The organism is Photobacterium indicum (assembly GCF_003026215.1).
Classification (GTDB): domain Bacteria; phylum Pseudomonadota; class Gammaproteobacteria; order Enterobacterales; family Vibrionaceae; genus Photobacterium; species Photobacterium indicum.
On sequence record NZ_PYOC01000012.1, the window covers coordinates 93,988 to 117,748 of the forward strand.

20 protein-coding genes are annotated in these 23,761 nt (G+C 43.3%); 10 read left to right on the forward strand and 10 right to left on the reverse strand.

Annotated features, from left to right (window positions below):
* Positions 1–79: 79 nt before the first annotated feature.
* Both C9J47_RS22430 and rpsU read right to left on the reverse strand, forming a co-directional pair.
* Entirely contained in the window at positions 80–523 is a 444-nt protein-coding gene (locus C9J47_RS22430) for a GatB/YqeY domain-containing protein (RefSeq protein WP_006228353.1), read from the reverse strand.
* 26 nt (positions 524–549) lie between these two features.
* On the reverse strand, positions 550–765 hold the full coding sequence (gene rpsU, locus C9J47_RS22435) for a 30S ribosomal protein S21 (RefSeq protein WP_005301411.1): 216 nt from the start codon (positions 763–765) through the stop codon (positions 550–552).
* A gap of 251 nt (positions 766–1,016) precedes the next feature.
* On the opposite strand from rpsU, the gene tsaD reads away from it, so the two are divergent.
* Positions 1,017–2,048 (forward strand): tRNA (adenosine(37)-N6)-threonylcarbamoyltransferase complex transferase subunit TsaD, encoded by a 1,032-nt coding sequence (gene tsaD / locus C9J47_RS22440; RefSeq protein WP_107255495.1) that lies wholly within the window; start codon positions 1,017–1,019, stop codon positions 2,046–2,048.
* A gap of 68 nt (positions 2,049–2,116) precedes the next feature.
* Here the strand turns inward: tsaD and plsY are convergent, their stop codons facing one another.
* Positions 2,117–2,728: a glycerol-3-phosphate 1-O-acyltransferase PlsY gene (gene plsY / locus C9J47_RS22445; protein ID WP_107255496.1), complete on the reverse strand. Its 612-nt coding sequence runs from the start codon at positions 2,726–2,728 to the stop codon at positions 2,117–2,119.
* A 234-nt stretch (positions 2,729–2,962) separates the two neighbouring features.
* Between plsY and folB the strand changes: the two genes are divergently transcribed.
* The 3 genes from folB to C9J47_RS22460 are packed head-to-tail and all read left to right on the forward strand — an operon-like array spanning position 2,963 to position 4,622.
* Entirely contained in the window at positions 2,963–3,316 is a 354-nt protein-coding gene (gene folB / locus C9J47_RS22450; protein ID WP_107255497.1) for a dihydroneopterin aldolase, read from the forward strand.
* Entirely contained in the window at positions 3,313–3,801 is a 489-nt protein-coding gene (gene folK / locus C9J47_RS22455; protein ID WP_107255498.1) for a 2-amino-4-hydroxy-6-hydroxymethyldihydropteridine diphosphokinase, read from the forward strand. The genes folB and folK overlap by 4 nt, the downstream gene beginning before the upstream one ends.
* A gap of 17 nt (positions 3,802–3,818) precedes the next feature.
* Positions 3,819–4,622 (forward strand): undecaprenyl-diphosphate phosphatase, encoded by an 804-nt coding sequence (locus C9J47_RS22460; RefSeq protein WP_107255499.1) that lies wholly within the window; start codon positions 3,819–3,821, stop codon positions 4,620–4,622.
* Positions 4,623–4,897: 275 nt separating this feature from the next.
* Here the strand turns inward: C9J47_RS22460 and C9J47_RS22465 are convergent, their stop codons facing one another.
* Both C9J47_RS22465 and C9J47_RS22470 read right to left on the reverse strand, forming a co-directional pair.
* Entirely contained in the window at positions 4,898–5,866 is a 969-nt protein-coding gene (locus tag C9J47_RS22465) for an IS110 family RNA-guided transposase (RefSeq protein ID WP_107255500.1), read from the reverse strand.
* Between the two features lie 142 nt (positions 5,867–6,008).
* Entirely contained in the window at positions 6,009–7,244 is a 1,236-nt protein-coding gene (locus C9J47_RS22470) for a multifunctional CCA addition/repair protein (protein ID WP_107255501.1), read from the reverse strand.
* A gap of 586 nt (positions 7,245–7,830) precedes the next feature.
* On the opposite strand from C9J47_RS22470, the gene C9J47_RS22475 reads away from it, so the two are divergent.
* Positions 7,831–9,498 (forward strand): ExeA family protein, encoded by a 1,668-nt coding sequence (locus C9J47_RS22475; RefSeq protein WP_211321783.1) that lies wholly within the window; start codon positions 7,831–7,833, stop codon positions 9,496–9,498.
* Positions 9,498–10,445: a general secretion pathway protein GspB gene (locus tag C9J47_RS22480; RefSeq protein WP_107255503.1), complete on the forward strand. Its 948-nt coding sequence runs from the start codon at positions 9,498–9,500 to the stop codon at positions 10,443–10,445. Before C9J47_RS22475 ends, C9J47_RS22480 begins: the two co-directional genes overlap by 1 nt.
* 84 nt (positions 10,446–10,529) lie before the next feature.
* Here C9J47_RS22480 and C9J47_RS22485 read toward each other — a convergent pair whose 3' ends face one another.
* The 3 genes from C9J47_RS22485 to C9J47_RS22495 all read right to left on the reverse strand — a co-directional run bounded on the left by C9J47_RS22485 (position 10,530) and on the right by C9J47_RS22495 (position 13,241).
* Positions 10,530–11,147: a TIGR04211 family SH3 domain-containing protein gene (locus C9J47_RS22485; RefSeq protein WP_107255504.1), complete on the reverse strand. Its 618-nt coding sequence runs from the start codon at positions 11,145–11,147 to the stop codon at positions 10,530–10,532.
* Positions 11,148–11,260: 113 nt separating this feature from the next.
* Positions 11,261–12,529 carry an inorganic phosphate transporter gene (locus C9J47_RS22490; protein WP_006228343.1) on the reverse strand — a complete coding sequence of 423 codons (1,269 nt, stop codon included), beginning with the start codon at positions 12,527–12,529 and terminating at the stop codon, positions 11,261–11,263.
* A gap of 31 nt (positions 12,530–12,560) precedes the next feature.
* Complete coding sequence (locus C9J47_RS22495; protein WP_107255505.1) at positions 12,561–13,241, reverse strand: TIGR00153 family protein; 681 nt, start codon at positions 13,239–13,241, stop codon at positions 12,561–12,563.
* A 185-nt stretch (positions 13,242–13,426) separates the two neighbouring features.
* Here C9J47_RS22495 and C9J47_RS22500 point away from each other — a divergent pair, with 185 nt between their 5' ends.
* A complete protein-coding gene (locus C9J47_RS22500; RefSeq protein ID WP_107255506.1) occupies positions 13,427–14,944 on the forward strand; it encodes a CYTH and CHAD domain-containing protein in 1,518 nt (505 codons plus the stop codon).
* 48 nt (positions 14,945–14,992) lie between these two features.
* Here the strand turns inward: C9J47_RS22500 and C9J47_RS22505 are convergent, their stop codons facing one another.
* A complete protein-coding gene (locus C9J47_RS22505; RefSeq protein ID WP_107255507.1) occupies positions 14,993–15,781 on the reverse strand; it encodes a potassium channel family protein in 789 nt (262 codons plus the stop codon).
* Positions 15,782–15,962: 181 nt separating this feature from the next.
* Between C9J47_RS22505 and C9J47_RS22510 the strand changes: the two genes are divergently transcribed.
* From C9J47_RS22510 to hldE, 3 genes are all read left to right on the forward strand, one after another.
* Entirely contained in the window at positions 15,963–17,564 is a 1,602-nt protein-coding gene (locus tag C9J47_RS22510; RefSeq protein ID WP_107255508.1) for a methyl-accepting chemotaxis protein, read from the forward strand.
* Between the two features lie 187 nt (positions 17,565–17,751).
* Positions 17,752–20,625: a bifunctional [glutamate--ammonia ligase]-adenylyl-L-tyrosine phosphorylase/[glutamate--ammonia-ligase] adenylyltransferase gene (gene glnE, locus C9J47_RS22515; RefSeq protein ID WP_107255509.1), complete on the forward strand. Its 2,874-nt coding sequence runs from the start codon at positions 17,752–17,754 to the stop codon at positions 20,623–20,625.
* A gap of 161 nt (positions 20,626–20,786) precedes the next feature.
* Positions 20,787–22,217, forward strand: coding sequence for a bifunctional D-glycero-beta-D-manno-heptose-7-phosphate kinase/D-glycero-beta-D-manno-heptose 1-phosphate adenylyltransferase HldE (hldE, locus tag C9J47_RS22520; protein ID WP_107255510.1), 1,431 nt, complete (start codon positions 20,787–20,789; stop codon positions 22,215–22,217).
* A gap of 175 nt (positions 22,218–22,392) precedes the next feature.
* On the opposite strand, the gene tolC is transcribed toward hldE, so the two are convergent.
* Positions 22,393–23,679, reverse strand: a complete 1,287-nt coding sequence (tolC, locus tag C9J47_RS22525; protein ID WP_107255511.1) for an outer membrane channel protein TolC — start codon at positions 23,677–23,679, stop codon at positions 22,393–22,395.
* Between the last annotated feature and the right edge of the window lie 82 nt (positions 23,680–23,761).

Here is a 23,761-nt window from a genome sequence, read left to right on the forward strand (position 1 = left end):
GAAAATGGTGAAGAAAAAATACAAACAAGCCGTGCGTTCCTAATGGATTGCACGGCTTGCTGGTAGAACTGGGTTAGTTTTAACCTAATTTAGCTTTCACTAATTGGCTAACTTTTCCCATGTCGGCACGACCCTGAATAAGCGGTTTCAATACACCCATGAGCTTACCCATGTCTTGCATGCTGACAGCACCAGTTGAAGCAACTGCTTCATCCAATAAAGCGACAACTTCGTCATCACTTAATGGTTGAGGCATGAATTCATCAAGTACTGCAATTTCAGCAAGTTCAACATCAGCAAGGTCTTGTCGATTTGCAGCTTCATATTGAGCTACAGAATCACGGCGTTGCTTAACCATTTTAACTAATACTGCTAGCACGTCTTCATCAGAAAGCGTAATTCTTTCATCAACTTCACGTTGTTTAATAGCAGCAAGAACTAAACGGATGGCACCAAGGCGAGGTTTATTTCTCGCCTTCATTGCCGCTTTTTGTTCGTCTTTAAGACGTTCAATCAGAGTCATTACGCGGTCCTTTCGTTATCTGTGAATTAGTACAGACGAACGCGACGCGCGTTTTCGCGAGCCAATTTCTTCAGGTGACGCTTAACTGCCGCTGCTTTAGCACGCTTACGTACAGTAGTTGGCTTTTCGAAGTGCTCGCGACGACGAACTTCAGAAAGGATACCTGCTTTTTCACAAGAGCGCTTAAAGCGACGTAGTGCTACGTCGAACGGTTCGTTTTCACGTACTTTGATTACTGGCATGTAATACTCACCTCAGAGTGATTCGGTTATACACTGACGATCAATATAGTCAGCTGAATTTAAAAATGGTGCGAAATTCTAATCTGATCTAGGGGTGTTTGTAAAGCATTCACCACCATGAACTGGTTAATTTCTGTCAAGGGCGGTAACATAAGCTTCAATTACTCCCCTTAATCCCAGTTTGAAGCGTTGTTTGCTCCAAAAGACAGCGTAATTTATCAGATTGGTACCCTAATAGTATAGAGGTTGTTATGCGTATATTGGGCATCGAAACGTCTTGTGATGAAACTGGCGTTGCGATTTTCGATGATGAGCAAGGTTTGCTGTCACATGAGCTTTACAGTCAGGTGAAATTGCATGCTGATTATGGTGGTGTTGTACCCGAATTAGCTTCTCGTGATCATGTTAAAAAAACCATTCCGTTAATTAAAGAAGCATTGAAAAAAGCGGGATTAACACCTGCAGACCTTGATGGTGTTGCTTATACCGCAGGTCCTGGTTTGGTTGGGGCGTTATTAGTGGGTGCAACCATTGGTCGTAGCCTTGCATATTCGTGGGGTTTACCCGCTGTGGCTGTACACCATATGGAAGGGCATTTACTGGCTCCAATGCTAGAAGATAACGCTCCTGATTTCCCATTTGTGGCACTGCTGGTTTCTGGCGGTCATACCATGATGGTTGAGGTGCAAGGTATTGGTGAGTATCAAATTTTAGGCGAATCTGTTGATGATGCAGCAGGTGAGGCTTTTGATAAAACAGCCAAGCTTATGGGTTTAGATTACCCTGGTGGTCCGTTGCTATCAAAGTTGGCTGAAAAGGGTACCAAAGGGCGTTTCAAGTTCCCTCGTCCTATGACAGATCGACCTGGTTTAGATTTCAGTTTCTCGGGCCTAAAAACGTTTGCAGCGAATACAATTCGAGCCAACGACGATGACGAACAAACGCGTGCTGATATTGCATTTGCTTTCCAAGAAGCGGTTGTTGATACATTGGCAATTAAGTGTAAACGCGCACTGAAACAAACGGGTTTGAAACGCTTGGTTATCGCTGGCGGGGTAAGTGCTAATTCTTACTTACGCCAAGAGTTAGGCTCGTTGATGACAAAACTGAATGGTGAGGTCTTTTATCCTCGAACAGAGTTTTGTACAGATAACGGTGCAATGATCGCGTATGCAGGAATGCAACGATTGAAAAATCAAGAATTGATGGACTTGAGTGTAAAAGCGTACCCACGCTGGCCGATCGATCAGTTGAAACCGTTAAACAAACAAATATTAAAGTGATTGTTAATTGAACACTATTTGATGTTTTAATACGCTAATTTAATAATAGACAAGCCGTATAAATCATTCTATTTAAGTTTGGTTTTACGGCTTATTTTTTGCCAGATTTTTGTTTCTTTACCATCGAATAATCGACGAAGATTGTCATGATGGCGTAATACGATAAGGCAAGAAAGCATCGAAACTGCCATTGTATATTCAGGTTTAACGAACCATGTCAGCATTGGGGCTGCAAGTGCTGTAATCAGTGAACCTAGCGATGAATAGCCAGTAATAAATACAGTTAGCAACCATGTGCCAATGAGCATTCCACTTAGATCCCAGCCAATCGGAGCCAGTGCACCAAGTGCTGTCGCCACACCTTTACCACCTCTAAAATGGAAAAAGATCGGATATATATGCCCAAGGCAGGCTGCAATGCCAATAATGCCTAATAAAAAGGGATTAATATCGAGGAAGTAACTTAGCCAAACGGGCAACATACCTTTTAGAACATCGCATACCAGTACCATGCTCGCAGCACTTTTACCGCCTAAGCGTAAAACATTGGTGGCACCAGGATTACCAGAACCTGAATCTCGGGGATCGGGCAAGCGATAAAGTCGGCTAATTAAAACCGCACTTGATATAGAGCCTAATAAGTAGGCCCCTATGATGATCAGAAGAACTAATGGCGTCATGTAAAATTCCAGCTCGGTCGCGATAATGTCACTGTTGTATCATTCCGACTTATCTGATGATAATCACCTGGTTTAATTCCAGAAATTCATGCGTGTGGTATAATGCCGCTTCAGGTTGCCATGCAATATGATGACCTGATGAATGAATGTCATGATTTTTGACGATTACGACCTGATAATACGCGCTTTTGCTCAAATTAGGTATCCGACCTCTAACAAAATTAGCGATTGAAAATGGATTTAGTATTTATCGAACATCTTGAGGTTATTGCCACAATAGGGGCGTATGACTGGGAACAAGAAATTAAGCAAAAACTCGTGATCGATTTGGAAATGGCTCACGATAATCGTCCTGCAGCAAGCAGTGATGATGTGGAACATGCTCTTGATTATGCGACAGTGAGTAATGCTGTGACGTTACATGTACAGAACAATAACTTTTTATTGGTTGAACGTGTGGCTGAAGAAGTCGCGTCATTGATCATGGAGCAATTCTCGGTGCCTTGGTTGAAAGTACGTGTAACCAAGCCTGGTGCTGTGGTTAATGCTCGAGGTGTTGGGGTTCAGATTGAAAGAGGCTCGAAGTGAGCACCGTTTATATCAGCCTAGGATCTAATATTCAGCGTGAATATCATATTCACGCTGCAATTTCTGAGCTTAAAAAAATCAGTTCAGTATGTCGAGTATCACGTTTATTTGAAGCCGAACCTGTAGGGTTTAGTGGCCCTAATTTTTTTAATTGTGTTGTTGAAATAGAAACGTCGCTTTCGTTTGATATGCTGCAACAAACGTTGAAAGAACTGGAATTGCAATATGGACGATTGCCCAATGCGCAAAAAAATCAGAGCCGTACGTTGGATCTAGATATTTTGTTATTTGATGATGTGTGCCGAGATTTTGCACCCGTTTTACCTCGTTCTGATATTTATAAATTTGCTTTTGTATTATGGCCATTAACAGAGCTTTGTCCTGATCGTGTTATCCCTGGTGATGAGCGTACTGTTGCCCAACTATGGCAGTCATTTGAGCATTCTCAGGCATTGTGGCCTGTTGAAATAGCTGTAATTGTTTAAAAAGGATATTGAATTCCATGAGTCATTTTGAAGCCTTTATGTTAGCGCTTATTCAAGGGTTAACAGAATTCCTTCCTGTCTCGAGCTCTGCACACTTAATTCTACCGTCGGAAATTCTAGGTTGGCCTGATCAAGGGCTTGCTTTTGATGTTGCAGTACACGTTGGTACGCTAGTCGCTGTTATTCTTTATTTCCGTAAAGAAGTGGTGGCATTACTTTCAGCCTGGATAACATCGATTTTTAAAGGCAAGCATACTGCGGAATCTAAACTGACATGGATGATTGCATTAGCCACAATACCTGCCTGTATTTTTGGCTTGTTCATGAAAGACTTTATTGAACTGTATTTGCGTTCAGCATGGGTAATTGCAACCACTACAATCATTTTTGCCATATTGCTATGGTGGGTAGATAAGCATTCAGAGCATAAGTTTGATGAGTATCAAACGGGTTGGAAGCGTGCGTTATTTATTGGTTTAGCACAGGCTGCGGCTATTATACCGGGCACATCTCGCTCGGGGGCGACAATGACAGCGGCGTTGTATTTAGGTTTTACCCGTGAAGCGGCTGCGCGTTTTTCATTTTTAATGTCGATACCTATTATTGTGTTAGCAGGCAGTTACCTTGGTTTGAAACTGGTGACAAGCGGTGAACCAATTGATTTCAGCGCATTAAGTATCGGGATTGCGGTGTCATTCATTAGTGCTTATGCGTGTATTCATGCCTTTCTAAAGCTGGTAACACGCTTAGGTATGATGCCTTTCGTGATTTATCGCTTAGTGCTGGGTTTCGGTCTTGTTGCCTTCTTACTTAGTAAGTAAATAGTACATCGCACCTAGCATTTAAGTGCTGATATAAAATGTATGGTCCGCCCCTATATTGCAACTACAATTTAGTTATAACGGAGTTGGTTTGCGCTAATGTATTCGGAGTCCTTGTTAGGGAGCTCTCGCTTCCCAGCTCCACGATGATATCCGCGCCAGATTATCCTTAAAAAGCCCAAAGCATTAATTGCTATTTTTTATATCAGGTTCATAATCTGGCCGATTGACCGTTTTTGTCATCACATTCACTGGCGTTGCAAATTTGGTTATGGCTATACAGCCTTAAAAGCTTGGCGGTGATAAAGCACCGCCCAAGCTATTCTTGCTAGCTTGTTGGCGAGTGCGACCACCGCAACATTAAATGGTTTGGTGGCCCTTAGATTGATCAGGCACTCTCCAAAGACTTTACCTGTTGTTTCAAGCCTTGATAAAACAGCCCTTGCTCCATGAACGAATAAGGTCCGAAGGTGCTTATTCCCCCGCTTACTCATGCCTAGCAATTTAGTTTTACCTCCCGTAGAGAACTGCCTTGGGACTAACCCAAGCCAAGCCGCCATATCTCGACCATTTGAAAAGTTGTTTGCTGAGCTGACATCTGCAATACATAACGTGGCGACAAGATCACCAATACCTGGGACTGTCTTTAATAACCGCGCATTCTTGTTATTCTCTGAAATACAATGAAGCTTCTTATCTTGGGTCTTAACTTTCTCATTGAGATAAGAGTAATGATCATGAATTGAAGTCAGCTTATTGATTAAGCTTTGAGGAAGAGGTTGATTTTGGTCTGCTAACCATTGAAAGAGCACTTTCATTTTGGCATGTCCTTTAGGAAAGCTAAGCCCAAACTCTAACAATATTGCTCCAATACGAGACATGCAGGCCGTTCGCTCTTTTATGTAACCATCTCTAACGCGGTGAGTCGCAGCAATGACTTGAGCATCTTCTGCTATCGCAGATGCATCAATAAAATCATTTTTATTCCCTTTAACGTAAGGCTTTACATATTGAGGTGGGATGAGTCTAACTTGGTGACCAAACTCAACACATTTCCGCGCTAGCCAGTGAGCACCGCCACAAGCTTCGAAAGCAATGGTTGTTGATTCAAGCTTGACGAGAAACTGAAGGAGCTGGCTACGATTATATTTTCTACGCAGAGTCTCTTTACCTGAATGGCTATGAGCAACAGCGTGAAAGCAGTGTTTGCCTAAATCGATACCTAAGATGTGGATAGAAGACATATGGTTCACCTCGTTCTGAGTGCCTACTCTAAGCGTAGAAACTTGAGAGTGAGGCGGACCATATAATTAAGCCCTGTAACCGTATCTATTATAAATAGGCCCAGTTACAGGGCTTTATTTTTATTTAAACAATTCCCAATGCTTAAGCTTTAGATTGTAAAGGCTTTATGACTAATTCCACTGCTGCAGTGCGATGAATCGCTAATTGTTCTTTGATGTCTTTTCCTTTAAAGCCCGCCGCAACAATCGGTTTTACGTCAACTTGCTGAGCGGCATCAAATGCAGTGAGTAAAATGTCAGCTTGTAAATAGGCATCATCTTCATGCCCTGTACGGCCTCGGGCATCTGCGCGACAGCAAAGTGCGAGCTGAATAACGCGTTCAGGTTTTCGCCAGCTATCAATTTGATCCAAAATATTTACAAATGTTGCTGCTCGCATTTCATTGGCGTGATGAATTTTGGTGTGTTGAGCACATACCATTAAGGCCGTATCACGGTAATCGTTGGGTATGCGTAAACGCTGGCATAGGGCTTTAATAGGTTTTAGCCCGTCTTTACAATGCATTTTGTGGCTAGGTAGATCGTCTTTAGGTGAAAGGGCTTTACCGAGATCATGTATTTGAGCGGCAAAACGAATCACTTTATTGGGTGATAACTCTGCGGCTTGTTTCGCCACCATTAAAGTATGAATACCGCAATCAATCTCAGGATGCCACTGTGCTGGCTGTGGAACACCAAATAATGCATCAATTTCTGGCATTACCACCTTTAACGCGCCACATTGACGTAATACGGTAAGAAAGACCTCTGGGTTTTCCGTCGATAATGACTTCTCCCATTCTTTCCATACGCGTTCAGGGGTTAATGCTTCGAGCTCCCCCGCAACAACCATTTCTTGCATGAGGGCGATAGTTTCAGGCGCGATCGTGAAGCCTAAATGCGCAAAGCGAGCAGAGAAACGTGCCACACGAAGCACCCGTAATGGATCTTCAACAAAAGCCGGAGAAACATGGCGTAATATCTTGTTATTAAGATCCTGCCGACCGTTATAGGGATCAATTAAACGACCATCATTTTCTTGTGCAATAGCATTAATGGTGAGATCGCGGCGCATTAGATCTTGCTCTAAGGTCACGTCAGGTGCGGAATAACAAATGAAGCCAGTATAGCCTTTGCCTGATTTACGCTCGGTGCGTGCTAGGGCATATTCTTGTTTCGTTTTTGGGTGTAAGAATACCGGAAAGTCGCTACCAACTTGCTCATAACCTTGAGCAAGCATTTGTTCTGGTGTTGCCCCTACGACCATCCAGTCTTTATCGACGACTTTTAACCCTAACAGTGCGTCACGTACTGCACCACCGACAAGATATGTCTGCAAAATTCGCTCCTATATTCCCGCTATTTATTTAGCAAAGATGTATCATATAGCCATGTTACCTCAAGGTGCTTTGTCAGGCACAAGCTCGGAGACTAGAACAAGGCGCAACATGAGGTAATGGTTATTCCCTTGTTGATTGTTGCAACGCTGGGCTGGTTTTCTAGCTTGCGCCCCGTAGGGTAAGGCAACTCGCACCAATCTGCGTTGTTATAAAATCTCTATGTAGCATAACTATATCTCAATTTTATGCCTAGCATCTTGGCACGACTTGCCTTGCTGACTTTGCACCTTGAAGTATCATGGGTATAAGTCTAATTATTGCTTGAAGTTCAGACCTTTTGCTTCCTTGGTAGTGTCATTGAATCTTGAAGGTATACAATGGTATCTATCAAAGGTACTTTTGCTTTATTAGAACACAGCAATAACTATTTGAATATTAACGATCCATACACGTTCTACACATTAATATAACGCATCTACAGAAGGTATTATTAGAATTAACGCCTTTCTAGCGGCGTTATCGAACTTATAAAAGAGAACCGTGTCGGATTATGAACTAAGTCTATTTAGGTGCAGAGTATAAATCATGTACAAGGATTTTTTCGGGATAACTGAAACGCCATTTTCGATTGTTCCAAGTGCTCGCTTTCTTTATTTAAGCGAACGACACAGGGAAGCTCTCACTCATATGCTGGCAGGGCTGTCGGATGGTGGCGGTTTTGCGCTATTAACGGGCGAAGTGGGAACAGGGAAAACAACGGTATTACGCGCATTAATCTCTCGCTTAACCCAAGAAACACAAGTGGCGGTTATTCTTAACCCTGCTTTGTCGGCTCATGACTTGTTAGCTGCTGTTTGTGATGAGCTCGGGTTGAGTTATGTGGACAATGCGAGCTTTAAAGTATTAACAGACACTATCTATCAACATTTATTGAAGAATCACAGTGAAGGAAAGCAAACTTTACTGTTAGTTGATGAAGCTCAGCATTTAATGTCTGATGTGCTGGAGCAACTACGGTTATTGACTAATTTAGAAACGGATAGCCGTAAGTTGCTGAAAGTAGTATTGATCGGGCAGCCTGAATTGCAATATTTGTTGCAACAAGACAACCTTCGTCAATTGGCTCAACGTATAACCTCTCGCTATCACTTACTTCCATTAACCGCTGATGAAGTCAGTGAATATGTGAATTACCGTTTACGCGCGGTAAATTGTCTCTACCCTGTATTTGACGCTTCCGTTGTTCGTCAGCTTGCAAAAGCAACGGGCGGGGTTCCACGACTGATTAACCTTGTCTGTGATAAGGCGATGCTGCGAGCGTGTCAACATTCACGCCACCAAGTTACCAAGGTGATGATGACTCAGGCATGTGATGATGTGCTTAGTTGGCAATTACCTGCTACCCAAGCGAGTCGCCATTCCTCTGCCGCAATGCCAACAGGGTTCATTCGATGGGGAACGACAGCGCTGGTAGCTGTTTTACTCGCTGGTGGTGGCTGGTATTGGAGCAGTCAGCAGGAAGACGGTTCTACCGCGACAGCTACTGTCACAACAGTACCCGTTTCTACCGTTCAAGTGAACGACCCCGCTCCTGTTCGTGCTGAATCTGTTGAAAATATTGAAATTGTTAAAGTGGCGACACCGGTAGAACGTCTTCAAGCGGCGATAACGCAAAGTCGACATGAACGACAAGCCATGCAATCGCTTTATCAATTGTGGGGGTTTGACACCGCGCTTAACCAAGCGAATTGTACGACGAGCCAACGAATTCAATTGACTTGCCATCAAGGTAATACAGATCTAAATCGATTAGGTTTAATTAATCGCCCAGCAATGGTGACTTTACAAGATAGCCAGCAACAAACGTTTTATGCTGTTGTTTATGCCGTTACAGCAAAGCGCATTGAGTTATTATTTGGTGGCGAACGGATTGCAGTTAAACCCGAGTGGTTTGAGCAACACTGGCAGGGTGAATATACCTTATTGTGGCGTCCTCCTCATGGTAGTAAAACAACCATTCGTTATGGTCAGCAAGGGCCACGTGTTGCATGGCTTAGTCAGCAACTCAATTCCTTTTTAGGAGAAACTCAAACTCATTCTGATTATTTTGGTCAATCGGTATTAGAGAAATTGCGTCGTTTTCAGCGATCGCAAGATTTAGCTGCAGATGGTATAGCGGGTCCTTTGACGCTAATGGTACTTGATTCTGCGTTGAATCTGCCTGGCCCGACATTGCAACCGGAGAGAAGCTAATGTCCAATTTGTTGAACGCGATAGAGCAGTCAGAGCAAGGACACTCAGCACAACAATCTCAGCCTGTTACTCATCAAGTGCCTCATGGCAATGCGGTGGTACATTCATTAAAACAAGATAAACTGACACCGAAAGTACCCAGTTGGTTACTGCCGTTGGTGATAGCTATTCTACCGGCCGTATTGATCGTCGGTTATAAGATACAAATGTCTTCTGAAACCGTGCTTACGGCACAATCGCTTGCACCACTGACTCAGCCTCAGGAGGTGCGAGTTATTGCCCCTGAGCGTGCGATACAGAGCGTAGCGGCGATTAAATCGGTAAAGGCTAAGCCAGCAAGGGTAAGCAGCGCAGACGGTCAATTTGTGTTTTTAGCCTATCCAGAGTTAGTGACAGAACCATTACCTTTAGGTGATAGCCAATATTTAGCTCAACCTGCCTATGCTGAGATTCAGACCGATACTCGACCAGCAAGCGTACCTGTATCTCGACAGGAGGCTGAACGTTATACCAATGAAAGTGCAAGTCGTGATCGTTCAGCATCTGCTGATACCGATCTTTTGCAATTGGATGACCTTGATTTGTCTGGCTTATCACCACAACTTGCCCGACAGTTGAAATCGGCTATTGCAGCAACAGGTGAGACGCCGTATTACGATAGCGAACCTACAGAAAGACGATCAGTGCCGCAAACTAACCCTGAACCAGCCATTGTGCCTCTTGGTCAATTGCCTGTTGCCGTTCAGGAGCGCTTACCGTCACTGAACTTTGAGCAGCATATTTACTCATCAACGCCAGAAAGCCGTTGGGTGAAAGTGAATGGTCGAGAGGTGTTTGAAGGTGACGAGATCGCTGATGGTGTGAAAATCTACCGAATTGATCCACGGCAAGTTGTGTTGGCATTTGATGGTTATTTAGTTTCGATGCCAGCGCTTTCTGAGTGGTAAGTGTTTTGAGGTAGCTTGGGTATACCGTTAATAGATAAAAAAATGGCAGCCCATAGGCTGCCATTTTTATAAGGTAATCTATTATTACGCCCAGCCATTATTACGCTTACGGCGACGTGGAATGATATGTGGAAGTACTAGACCAAGTAGCAAGCCAAAACCAGCCACCATACTGCCATACGTAAACCACTTCATGAGTAGGTCATCTTTCTGAGTGTCAATTTTCGCACGTAACTCACGAATCTCGGCTTGAGATGCCGTTAATTGATCATTCATTTTAATGCTTTTCTCTTCCATTTCACTGATTTGAGTATTGCGTAGCGCCAGTGAATTTTTCAATCCTGCATTTTGCTCATCGCTTGATTTTGTCGCTTCAGCAAGCGCTGCTTTTACTTTTGTTAATTCACTTTCAAGAGCTGGTACACGAGCTTGTAAGCCAACTTGACGAGAAACGAAGTCTGAGTTTACCCAACCGGAGCGTCCACGGTCATCGGTAACGCGGCTAAAGCCCGTTTCTTTGTTGGTTTCCAGTAATGCTACTTTGGTACCCGCATTCACACTACCGATAATACGGAATTGAGTGCTTGGACCTTTGTGCATGTAAGTGAATAAGTTGTCCGAAATATAACGAACTTGCTCAGCTTGCACAGGAGCTGTAACAACAGCGCAAGCTAATAATAAAATGCTAATTAGATGCTTCACAATTTGATCCTTGAGGAGCCGTATTCTTTAAGAGCACAGATACTAAAAACTTTGTGCCTTAGGTGCAAGAAAAGAGGGAGGCAAAGCCTCCCTCTTTTGAACCTGAGTCACGATTAACCAAAAATAGCTTGCATTATGTAGAAGAAAACAACAGCAAGTAGGGCGCCAGCAGGTAACGTTATAACCCAAGACGCGACGATGTTACGCACGACGCCTAAGTTCAACGCTCCAATACCACGGGCGAAAGCAACACCAATTACACCACCAACTAATGTTTGTGTTGTAGAGATTGGCAAGCCAGTACCAGATGCTAATACCACGGTTGATGCTGTTGCTAACTGAGCAGCAAAGCCTCGACTTGGTGTTAGTTCTGTAATACCAGTACCAACAGTGGCCATTACTTTGTGCCCCATTGTTGCTAGACCAATAACAATACCGATACCACCTAATGGTAGAATCCACCATGCTATTGTTGTTTTCTCAGCAATTTGTCCCATGTTCTGAACGGTTGATACAACCGCAGATAGAGGACCAATCGCATTAGCTACATCATTGGAACCATGAGCAAATGCCATCGCACACGCTGTAACAACCATTAATAGGCTGAATACGCGTTCTACGCCAGCATAGCCATTGCTATCAACTGAGCTACCATCGTCAGTGTACTTTTTACTGATATAGATATAACCAAAAATCATAATCAGAGTAGATACAGCAGCCGATGCCGCCCAAGCTTCACCACTTGATAGATGTAATCCAACGTGTTTTAGCCCTTTTGTAATTGTTACCAACGCAATGACCATCGCAGTGATAAACATATAAACAGGGACAAAACGCTTGGCATTTATCAAGGGGTTATCAGTATCGAAAATGAGGCGCTGAGCACTGATAAAGATCAGGTAAGCAAAGAGACCTGAAATTAAAGGAGTAATAAGCCAGCTACCGACAATGCCCTGAACCGAGTGCCAATCCACAGCTTCAGTACCAACCGAAATACACGCAAAACCGATGATAGCACCGATGATTGAGTGTGTTGTTGATACCGGCCAGCCCATATAAGAAGCTAGCAATAGCCATGTTCCAGCAGCAAGAAGAGCTGACATCATACCGTAAACCAAAACTTCTGGTTGATCAGTATAAAACGACATGTCGATAACACCCTTACGGATAGTATCTGTTACTTCACCACCCGCAAGGTAAGCACCTGCGAATTCAAAAATCATCGCAATGATGATTGCTTGTTTAACGGTAAGTGCCTTTGAACCTACTGAAGTACCCATAGCATTGGCAACATCGTTTGCACCAATACCAATCGCCATCAAAAGACCGAAGATAGCCGCCACCAAAATAAGAATGGTGCCGTAGTTAGCCAGGATTTCCATTGTAAAACCTTGTTATTTTAAATTCTCGTGCTTAAGAGCGCGACAGCATGATTTCTAATCGCGAGCCGACACGTTGTGCCTGATCAGCGATACCGCCAACCCACTCGAGAATTTTATAAAGGAACATTACATCTACCGGGTTGTATTGGTCTTCGATAGACATAAGCTGTTGGCGCAAGATAATCTGCATGGTGTCAGTGTCATCTTCGATGACGTCAAGCTGATTAATCATTTCGGCAACAAGCGTTACTTCTCTGCCTTTGAAGCCTGTTTCTAGCAGTTCATCCAATTCATTGATCACTCGACGAGCTTGGTCAGCTGAGTCAAGGCAGCGTTGAACGTATGCGACGAAATCAGGATACATAACGGCAGGGATTTGTAGCTTACGACCTAAGACTCGACCTGCGATGTCTTTTGATAGATTGGCTAGTTTATCCTGTTGAGTAAGAAGTCCTAACATGTCAGTACGGTCGACTGGCATGAAAAGGCCACGAGGAAGCTTTAGACGGATCTCACGCTTCAATACATCCGCATCTTTTTCAAGTTGCGAAATCTGTTCACGCAAGTGAGATGCTTTGTCCCAGTCTCCAGCATTACATGCTTGAAAGAATGGTATAAGCAAATCGCAACATTCATTTACGCGAGTAACGTGACGTTGCAGTGGTTTCATTGGGGATTTAGCAAAGAGCCCCATTATTGTATTTACTGGCATAGCCGATCAACCTGAGAGAGTGCCTAAAATGGCTAATTCTTGAGCGATGGTCATTGAGGCGCGCATGGTAACGTATAACTAAGTATAGGGGAAACACTTTTGTTCAAGGTTTTGTTGAAATTTCTCACTTGCCCCCAAGCGCATAAGGAAATATCCTTGGTTTGCCACTGTTTATAGGTATAACTATGGAAACTGAGATAGAACTGAAGCTTTTCGTTTCGCCGGAATTTTCGAGTCATTTATTGCGCAAAATATCTGAATCGAAAATACTGCAGCAAAGCAGCCGAATGCTAGGCAACGTCTACTTCGACACGCCTGAACAAATTTTGCGACAGCATGATATAGGTTTACGCATTCGTCGTTATGATGACGTATATGTTCAGACATTAAAAACGGCGGGTCGTGTTGTTGCGGGATTGCATCAGCGTCCGGAATACAACGCTGAAACCAATAGCACGGTACCTGATCTTACCTTGCATCCGATCGATGCATGGCCAGAAAGTGTTGATGTTGCAGATATTCAACAACAACTTCAGCCACTATTTTCAACTGATTTCGAGCGTCAACAATGGTTGGTTGCAATGCCTGATGGTAGTCAGATTGAATTGGCTTTTGATCAGGGGCATGTTAGTGCCAATGGCCAAACGACTCCCATCTGTGAAGTTGAGTTAGAACTGATTTCTGGTCAAACCGATGCTTTGTTTACATTAGCTCGCGAGCTTTGTACCGAAGGCGGTATGCGTCTGGGTAATTTAAGTAAAGCGGCACGAGGTTACCGCCTTGCTGCGGGGTATGAGGGCGATGATGTTAAAGCGTTGACCTTTGTGAATGTTGAACCTCAAGACTCAGTTGAAACGGTTTTCGTAAATACGTTAGAACATGCCTTAGGGCATTGGCATTATCATGAGCAGATTTTTGCTGAGTGTCATGATCTAGCCGCGCTGAGCGAACTTAAAAATGCCTTAAGTTTGATTCGACAAGCCTTTGTTGTTTTTGGTGGCGTGATTCCTCGTCGCGCGAGTGCATTAATTCGACAAGAGTTACAGTGGCTTGAAGGTGAACTTCAGTGGTTAAATGAAGCGTCAAATATTGTAGCGATTCAGGCAGAAAAAGGGAGTTTACTGAAAAAGTTAAATGCCCGTAAACCATTGCTTCAACAGTTGGATGCTCGTTTTGAAGCGCTACCGACCGCCAGTGATATGTTGCAGCTATTACAATCCGCACGATACTGTGGTTTGTTACTTGATTTAAGCCGTTGGATTTTAAGTCGAGGTTGGCAGCCATTCCTTGATGACAAAATGCGTAATAAATTAGCGGATAATATTAAGCTATTTTCTGATAGTGCATTATCTCGTTCATGGGAAGAGCTACAAGATGTTTTTCCTTCTTCTCGTGAATTAAACCGGATTGATTATTTTGATCAACAACCTCGGTTATTACGCAATCTGATGAGTGGGATGTGTTTTGCTGAGCTGTATGATGAAGGTAAACGTTCGTATTTTAGAATGCCATGGCAAGACCTTTTACAAGGTATTGAAGATCTCCATCAGTTAGATGTGGTTCGTTCTCTTGTGGCCCTTCAAGACGATGAAGAAGATCAAGCTCAGATTGAAAAATGGCTGAGTCGAAAAGAAGAATCATTGATCCATGCTATGGATCAGACGCGTCAAATGGGGATTGAACTAACTCCGTACTGGCCATAAAACATATAAAATAAGCGTACCTATTGATGTAGGTGCGCTTTTTTATATTCATTTTTTATGCCCGTAATGTTCTTTTTCCGCCTTTTCACTCAGGTGGCATTCCAGTGTTTCTAATCGCTCAAGAAGTCGCTTTTGTGTGTCGAGCATTTGTTGCCATTCTTTTCGATGTTTCTTTTCATCAATTTCTTTCTGTTTTTGTGGGTCAGAAATAACCGAGCTGACTAAACCTGCCACCATACCAAACAGACCCACCCCACAGATTATAATTACAGCAGCCAATAATTTACCGGAAATAGTAACGGGATAGTGGTCGCCATAGCCTACGGTCGAAATGGTTACAAATACCCACCATACTGCATCAGTAGCAGAGTGAATATTAGCGTTAGGATCGCTACCTTCTAAAATCAATATCAGCGCAGAACCGACAGTTACAAGTACCGTAATTAATAAAAAAATGGTGGCGACGGTCGCTTCTCGGCGATTACTTCGGATATGAGCCAACACCTGCTGGCTAGAACGGATTAGCCGTAATACGCGAAATATTTGTAATACGCGAATATAGCGAACAGGTTCAATGATTGGAATGCTGGCAATGAAGTCTAACCAATGGGTTTTAAGGTAATTGATTTTCTGTTTAGAACGGCATAAATCGGTCAATAATTGGCACCAAAACATTAAACAGATAAATGTATCGATGCCCAGAAATAGCCTGTAAACATCATCTGTTTGCGGAATAAATATTAAGCTGGTCACAATCGCTAACGACATGAAAGATAATATTAAAGCCATCAGGCTCATTGGATGCAATTCATGTTTGACGCCGTCGATCTTTTTCATTATTTAATCTTCACAATCTGCTGCCGATAGTTAATATAGCTATAGTTTTTTTGAGCTTTGAAATAATTCAGGCTTTTTCGATTCAATGGGTAAAGTAATCGGTTTGTTGGACATGATATCGCTATCACTATAAACAACTGAGATCGTTGAAGCCAGCGCACGATTAATAGGGAGATACCAAATGACCAAGATGGTGTTCAAACCATGGGAAAAAGGATTAACAAATATACGTCTTGTGCCTAAGCTCGTATTGTTAATGGTATTCAGTACGTTGCTACTGATTGGTAAACAATTATGGGATGCAAATACCTTTCATCAGTCAGTTGTGCAGATTCAACAAGATCGCTCTGAAGAGTTAGCCCAAGCGAACGCTGCGTTATTAAATAATTTCCTTGCCCAAGGCGAAAGCGGCAAGGCAATGGCAGAGCAAATAATTAATACACAAGCTGCAAGCTGGCAAGAAGGCGCATACCTCTATTTAGTTGAGCGTGATACTGGAAAGGTAATTGGTCATCCTACGGCCCGTTCTATCAGTAATTTAACGGATATCACTGATCAAGGAATCTCTTTAGCGCGGTATTTTTCACAGCACACTGGTGCAGGTTCTATTGTTCTTAACGATCAGGCTCGTTTTGACTATGCGATTGAATTACCTCAGTGGAACTGGTTGGTTGTTGCATCGCAGTCTGCTTCGGTTGCAGATGGTTACTACAATGGTTTTCTTACTCAGGTGGCTTGGCAAACGGGTTTAATGATTGTGGCATTCATGGCCATTTTATTGGGTGGTTCCAGCGTGATGCTACGCCAGACACAGTATTTAGCCGATAGCATTAAAAAGTTGGCCGATCGTGATTTATCTCAACCGATCAACATGGATTGCAATGATGAATATGGCGATTTGGCGCGTGAGCTTGAACGAACGCGGGTGCAATTGCGTGATGTGATGGGTAATCAACGAGAAACATCAGCAGAACTGTCTTGCTTGGCCGAGATTATGTCGATCAGTATGGTGGAAACGAAAGAATCGGCCAAAGAAGAATTTACTGAAATTGATCAACTCGCTTCTGCAATGAGTGAAATGACCTCGACGGTACAAACGGTTGCTGAGCATGCTCGTGATGCATCAAATACCACTGAAGGTACCTCTGAGCAAGCGGCACAGGGACAAGAGTTTGTCTCGAAAACCATCGTTACTATTAATCAGTTATCTCAAGATATTACGCAATCGGCTAGTGCGGTAAATCAAGTGGAAGCACGTGTTGATCAAATTGGTAGTGTGATTGTCACTATTCAAGGTATTTCAGAGCAAACTAATTTACTGGCACTGAATGCTGCTATTGAAGCGGCACGTGCGGGCGATGCCGGACGCGGTTTTGCCGTTGTGGCAGATGAAGTGCGTAATTTGGCGCAGCGAACCCAAACAGCCACGGTCGAGATTCAAGAGATGATCTCTCAATTACAGAGCAGCGCTAATCAAGCGGTTGATTTGATGGAACAAAGTGTTGTAGAAGCTGCTGAAGGGGTTGATTTAGTGACTCGAGCTGGCGGCGAGTTAGATAAAATCGTTGAGCAAGTGCAAAAAATCAATGATATGAACTTCCATATAGCCTCGGCTGCTGAACAGCAAACGGCAGTAGCTGATGAGATGAATCAAAATTTAACCAATGTTCGTGAATTAGTTGAAGCCTCCGTGACGGTTGTAAGTGAGCTGTCAGAAACATCAGACACGATGCAAGCTTACGCTAATGATTTGGAAGGGAAGATCCAAGCATTTAAAGTGTAAAAATCATCGAGTAGTGAGAAAGCACTCATCTTCAATGTTTTTATAAAGCGCCCACCTCTAGGTGGGCGTTTCTTTGTGGTATCGTAATTAATATATCCCCGAGTTTTCTCTTATTGGCGATAACAATTTGGTGATAACAATGGCGTGAGCGATAAGCTCATCAGGAAAAAGGATCAAAGGAACTGCGATGACTCAACACCTAGAGCGACCTGAATTATTGTCTATAGCCGCAACCAAAGCGTTAGATAAACTTCAACAAGCCCATCCTGAACTCTTAGCTCTATGGCCAACAGAGCGCCAAAATGAACTTGAAACAGTGATTGGTTTAAGTGATTTCATTGCTTCATCTCTAGTGTGCGATGGGCAATTGTTACCTTGGCTATCCGAACATCTTGATGATAAAGAGCACGCAGAGCAATACCGTCAACAGCTTGAAAAAAAGCTAGCGACCACAGCTGATGATGTCGGGTTAATGCGTCAATTACGCGCCTTTCGACGCCAAGAAATGGTGTGGATTGCGTGGCGCGATTTCACGAATAAGTCCACATTAGAGCAAAGCCTTACACATCTCTCTGAGCTTGCTGAAGCCCTTATTATGGAAGCGTATCAATGGCTTTATAATCAATGCTGTAAAGAATGGGGTACGCCTACAAACTCTGCAGGTGAAGCGCAGCCGATGTTGGTGCTTGGGATGGGGAAGTTAGGTGGTGGAGAGCTCAATTTTTCTTCTGATATTGATCTTATTTTCACTTACCCCGAAAACGGTGAAACGGTAGGTGGTCGCCGTAGCATGGCAAATGCTCAATTCTTTACCCGTTTAGGTCAGCGTTTAATAAAGGCACTTGATCAGCCAACCTATGATGGTTTTTGTTATCGTGTTGATATGCGGTTACGCCCATTTGGCGACAGTGGTCCTTTAGTGATGAGCTACGCGGCACTAGAAGATTATTACCAAGAGCAAGGGCGAGATTGGGAACGTTATGCGATGATCAAAGCGCGTGTAATGGGGCGTGAAAGCTTCACCCAATACCAAGAGTTACGTCAAATGTTACGTCCTTTTGTTTTCCGTCGTTATATCGATTTCAGTGCCATTCAAGCATTGCGTCGCATGAAATCTATGATCAGCAGCGAAGTGCGACGCCGTGGCCTTAGTAATAATATTAAGTTAGGCGCTGGTGGTATTCGTGAAGTTGAGTTTATTGCCCAGTCATTCCAGCTCATTCGCGGCGGACGAGAACCAAGCTTACGTGGACGAGGCTTGCTTGAAACCTTGGCTGCAATGAAGCAGCTGGCATTACTGCCAGAAAAACATATTGAACACCTCGAGCAAGGTTACTGCTTTTTAAGAAAGCTAGAAAACTTACTACAAGCGATTGACGATAAACAAACACAGACACTACCCGATAAGCCTCTAGATCAAATACGCTTAGCGTTTGCGATGGGCTACGCAGACTGGCAAGCCTTGCTTGAAGCGACGGATCTGCACATGAGTGCCGTCCATCAGGTGTTTGACGATATTATCGGTACTGAAGAAGATGAAGCTGGGTGCTCTGTTAGTGAGCAATACCATGAAATGTGGGCAATGGCGAAAAATGAAGATGTTCTGTTGAGTATTATGGCAGAACTCGATGCGGCAGATCCCGCTAGCCAAGTTAGCACTATATTGGGGATGAAAACGGAATTATCGAAGCGTACGTTAGGGCCTAGAGGTCGAGAAGTCCTTGCAAAGCTGATGCCCGATGTGTTGTCTCGCATTGTTCCACGCCCTGATGCTTCAGCCGTATTGGCACGAGTGACTAAATTGATTGTGCGTGTTGCAACCCGTACCACATATCTTGAGTTGCTTGGTGAGCACCCTGCAGCATTAGGGCAATTAATTCGATTATGTGCTGCGAGCCCGATGGTGGCAGAGCAGTTAACGCAATACCCGATTTTGCTTGATGAGCTATTAGATCATCAACATTTATATAATCCAACCCCATTGGATCAATATGGTGATGAGTTACGCGAATATCTTGCTCGTATCCCTGAAGAAGATATGGAGCAACAAATGGAGGCTATTCGTCAGTATAAGCAAGCGCAATTATTACGTATTGCAGCAGCTGATATAGCGGGGGCGTTGCCCTTGATGGTGGTGAGTGATCACCTTACATACCTTGCTGAGGCAATTATCACAGCTGTGGTGAACCAAGCTTGGCTACAAATGGCCGAGAAGTATGGTGAGCCCACCCATTTAGTTGATCGTAATGGCAAAGGTTTTGGTGTTATTGGCTACGGAAAAGTCGGCGGTTGGGAGTTAGGCTACGGTTCTGATTTAGATGTGGTTTTCTTACATGATTGCCCTGCCGATGTTTATACCAACGGTAGAAAAGAGATTGATGGACGTCAGTTTTATTTAAGGCTAGCGCAGCGCATTGTGCATTTGTTCTCGACGCGAACATCTTCTGGGGTGTTATACGAAATTGATGTGCGCCTTCGCCCGTCAGGTGCCTCTGGTCTATTGGTAAGTACTGTTGAGTCTTTTGATGAATACCAACAAAAAGAAGCATGGACATGGGAACATCAAGCATTAGTGCGTGCCAGAATGATTTATGGTGATGTGCCATTATTCGATGCTTTTTCTGATGTTCGAAAACGCATTCTAACTCATCCTCGAGATCCCCAATCACTACAGGCTGATGTAGTGAGCATGCGTCATAAAATGCGCGATCATTTAGGCAGTAAAAAAGCCGGAATGTTTGGCTTAAAGCAAGATAAAGGTGGTATTACTGATATTGAGTTTTTAGCGCAATATTTGGTATTACAACATTCGCATACTGAACCTTATTTAACACGTTGGTCTGATAATGTTCGTATTTTTGATACTATGGCGGAATGTGAAGTATTGAGCTTGCCTCAAGCATCGGCATTGAAGCAAGCTTATTGCGTGATGCGGGATGATATTCACCGTTTGAACTTACTTGGATTACCCGCTTATGTTGATGAATCACAGTTTGTCACTGAGCGTGAAACTGTACAGCAGATCTGGCAAGAATACTTAGTACCAAACAGTGATGAGTAATGTATTTTTATTAACATAATCATCTATTTAACGAATACTTAAAATAAATTAATAGCGCTTATTTTTGGTCAAAGCCAACTAAGTGTATTTAAACCGCCGTAATGTAAGGCATTTTCACTTTATGTTAGTATTTGGCGATTTTCACTATCCCGGAGATAAAAATGAAACTGACTCTTCCTGATTATGATCAAGCTAGTGTTCTGGTTGTTGGAGACATCATGCTTGATCGTTATTGGTATGGACCCACTGGGCGTATTTCGCCTGAAGCGCCAGTACCAGTAGTCAAAGTTGAGCAGATCGAAGAACGCCCTGGTGGTGCTGCAAACGTTGCAATGAATATTGCCGCCTTAGGTGGGCATGTTCATTTAGTTGGGTTAACAGGGATAGATGAGCCAGCGAAAGCCTTAAATGAAAAGCTGACCTCGCTAGATGTACGGTGTGATTTTGTGTCGTTGCCTGATTACCCAACCATTACCAAATTGCGTGTAATGAGCCGTGGGCAGCAGATGATCCGGTTAGATTTTGAAGAAGGTTTCCATGGTGTGGATAAGGGCCTTATTCTGCCGCGTTTAGAGCAATCTCTAACGCATGTAAAAACGGTTATCTTGTCTGATTATGCGAAAGGTGCACTGGAGCATGTCAGTGCCATGATTAAGCTAGCACGTGAAGCGGGTAAGCCCGTCTTTATCGATCCTAAAGGTACCGATTTTGAACGCTACCGTGGCGCTACATTATTAACCCCTAATCTATCTGAATTCGAACTTGTTGCCGGTAAAGTGACGAGCGATGATGAACTAGTAGCAAAAGGGTTTGAGCTGATCGAGCGATTTGATTTTGAAGCGCTATTGGTTACACGCAGTGAACATGGCATGACCTTGCTACAGAAAGGACAAGCGCCTTTGCATCTGCCGACACTTGCTCAAGAAGTCTATGACGTAACAGGTGCTGGCGATACGGTGATATCAGTATTAGCTTCTTCTGTTGCTGCGGGTAAATCGTTAGCGGATGCTTGTAAACTAGCCAATGCTGCGGCAGGTGTCGTGGTCGCTAAGTTAGGCACCTCGACACTATCAACCATTGAACTGACTGAAGCTATTTATGGTAGCCAAGATAGTGGCTACGGTGTGATTGTTGAAGCAGATCTTAAGCAAGCGGTATCAGTAGCAAGAAAACGTGGTGAAAAGGTTGTAATGACTAATGGCTGTTTCGATATCTTGCATGCGGGTCATGTTGCTTATCTAGCAGAGGCCGCTAAATTAGGTGATCGTTTAATTGTTGCGGTGAATTCTGATAGCTCAGTGCAAGGTCTAAAAGGCCCTGGTCGTCCAGTTAACCCAGAAGATCGTCGTATGGCGGTATTGGCAGGCCTAGGTGCTGTTGATTGGGTGGTTCCATTTACGGAAGAAACGCCTCAACGTTTAATCAGTGAGATATTACCAAGTCTGCTGGTTAAAGGTGGTGATTATAAGCCTGAAGATATTGCGGGCGGAAAAGAGGTTATTGCTGCTGGTGGCGAAGTGCGTGTTCTGAATTTTGAAGATGGTTGCTCTACCAGTAAGATCATTGAAGCGATTCGTGGCGGCAAAGGTTAATACTATTCTGGTTCACTCTGGATAAGTATTGGTTTTTAATTCCACTTGCTGGAATTGAAGCATAAAAAAGCGCCATAGAGTATGGCGCTTTTTTTATATCTGTATCGTTGCATTACCTACTTCGAAGTACTATTCAATAGAAGCCGTATTCGATGAAAAAATGCGAACGAGAAGATTATTTTTTCGCAGCAATCAAGCCTTTGTTAACATCAATGATGTCTTGTTCGTTCAATGAACCAACGGCTTGTTTAAGCTGAATTTGACTGATGATGTACTGGTAACGAGAGCTTGATAGCTGACGGTTTGCATCGTATAAACGACGTGTTGCATCAAGAACATCAACAATAGTACGTGTACCTACGTCAAAACCAGCTTCAGTTGCTTCTAATGCTGATTTAGCTGAAATAACAGACTGTTGGTAAGCGCGGATAGCACCAATCGTGGCATTTATGTTGTTATAAAGAGCACGTACATCTTTTACAACACCACGGTATGAACCTTCTAAATCTTCGCTCGCAGACACATAATTAAACTGTGCTTGTTTCACTTCAGAGGTTGTTCTACCACCGGTATAAACGGGTAAGTTTAAATTGATACCAGCCGTTAATGTACCTTCATCGGTAATACTAATTTTATCATCGTAGTTGTAACCAGCATCAAACGACAATGTTGGTAAATGACCTGATTCAGCAAGTGAAATATTATCACGTGCAACATCTTGAGAAATACGCGATGTTAGCAAGGTTAAGTTTTCATTGGCCGCATCTTGTAGCAAGCTTTCAACGTTCGATTGTGGTGCGCTAGCCGAGAAACGTGCCGTATCTAAGATATTTAGGTTAGTGTGTTCTTGACCCGTGATCTCACGAATTTCTTCGTAGCTGTTGATTAGTGCATTCTCATTCAGAATTTCATCAGCTAATACGCTATCGTATTGAGCCTGAGCATCATGCACGTCAGTGATCGCTGATAGACCAACTTCAAAACGTTGCTTAGTTTGCTCTAATTGACGACCTACAGCGGCTTTTTCAGCACGAACAAATTCAAGATCATCCATTGCTTTAAGCACATCGAAATAAGATTGTGCGACACGGTAGATTAAATCTTGTTGTGATGCGGCGTAAGAGGCATCGCTTTGGCGAGCCACTTTTTCTGCAATATCGAGATTTATCCAGCTAGAGCGATTATAGATAGACTGACTAAGGCTCAAACCACCGTTAAAACCATCAGAATCACCGTCCAATGTCGCAACGTTATATCCAGCCGTTAAATTAATTTGTGGCAGTAGTGAACTACGTGATGAGTTGATTGCCTCAAAAGCAGAATCTTTATCTGAAGCCGCTCTTAATAACTGAGGATCGTTTTGTTTTGCTTGTTGGTAGATGTTAGCAAGATCATCAGCCAGTGCTGTTTGGCTGAAACTGCCAAGCGCAACGCTAATAATGAGCGGAAGCAATTTTTTCATGAATGCCTTTCCTGGTCCTGATAAAAGATAAAAATATACGCAAAGAATCAGTGTACCTTAAGAAAGCTTACTAGGAACTGAT

Bases quoted from the DNA above. Each gene is read 5' to 3' on its own strand.
- C9J47_RS22430 (WP_006228353.1), bottom strand. From the start codon at position 523: ATGACTCTGATTGAACGTCTTAAAGACGAACAAAAAGCGGCAATGAAG.
- rpsU (WP_005301411.1), bottom strand. From the start codon at position 765: ATGCCAGTAATCAAAGTACGTGAAAACGAACCGTTCGACGTAGCACTA.
- tsaD (WP_107255495.1), top strand. From the start codon at position 1,017: ATGCGTATATTGGGCATCGAAACGTCTTGTGATGAAACTGGCGTTGCG.
- plsY (WP_107255496.1), bottom strand. From the start codon at position 2,728: ATGACGCCATTAGTTCTTCTGATCATCATAGGGGCCTACTTATTAGGC.
- folB (WP_107255497.1), top strand. From the start codon at position 2,963: ATGGATTTAGTATTTATCGAACATCTTGAGGTTATTGCCACAATAGGG.
- C9J47_RS22460 (WP_107255499.1), top strand. From the start codon at position 3,819: ATGAGTCATTTTGAAGCCTTTATGTTAGCGCTTATTCAAGGGTTAACA.
- C9J47_RS22465 (WP_107255500.1), bottom strand. From the start codon at position 5,866: ATGTCTTCTATCCACATCTTAGGTATCGATTTAGGCAAACACTGCTTT.
- C9J47_RS22475 (WP_211321783.1), top strand. From the start codon at position 7,831: ATGTACAAGGATTTTTTCGGGATAACTGAAACGCCATTTTCGATTGTT.
- C9J47_RS22480 (WP_107255503.1), top strand. From the start codon at position 9,498: ATGTCCAATTTGTTGAACGCGATAGAGCAGTCAGAGCAAGGACACTCA.
- C9J47_RS22490 (WP_006228343.1), bottom strand. From the start codon at position 12,529: ATGGAAATCCTGGCTAACTACGGCACCATTCTTATTTTGGTGGCGGCT.
- C9J47_RS22495 (WP_107255505.1), bottom strand. From the start codon at position 13,241: ATGCCAGTAAATACAATAATGGGGCTCTTTGCTAAATCCCCAATGAAA.
- C9J47_RS22500 (WP_107255506.1), top strand. From the start codon at position 13,427: ATGGAAACTGAGATAGAACTGAAGCTTTTCGTTTCGCCGGAATTTTCG.
- C9J47_RS22505 (WP_107255507.1), bottom strand. From the start codon at position 15,781: ATGAAAAAGATCGACGGCGTCAAACATGAATTGCATCCAATGAGCCTG.
- C9J47_RS22510 (WP_107255508.1), top strand. From the start codon at position 15,963: ATGACCAAGATGGTGTTCAAACCATGGGAAAAAGGATTAACAAATATA.
- glnE (WP_107255509.1), top strand. From the start codon at position 17,752: ATGACTCAACACCTAGAGCGACCTGAATTATTGTCTATAGCCGCAACC.
- hldE (WP_107255510.1), top strand. From the start codon at position 20,787: ATGAAACTGACTCTTCCTGATTATGATCAAGCTAGTGTTCTGGTTGTT.
- tolC (WP_107255511.1), bottom strand. From the start codon at position 23,679: ATGAAAAAATTGCTTCCGCTCATTATTAGCGTTGCGCTTGGCAGTTTC.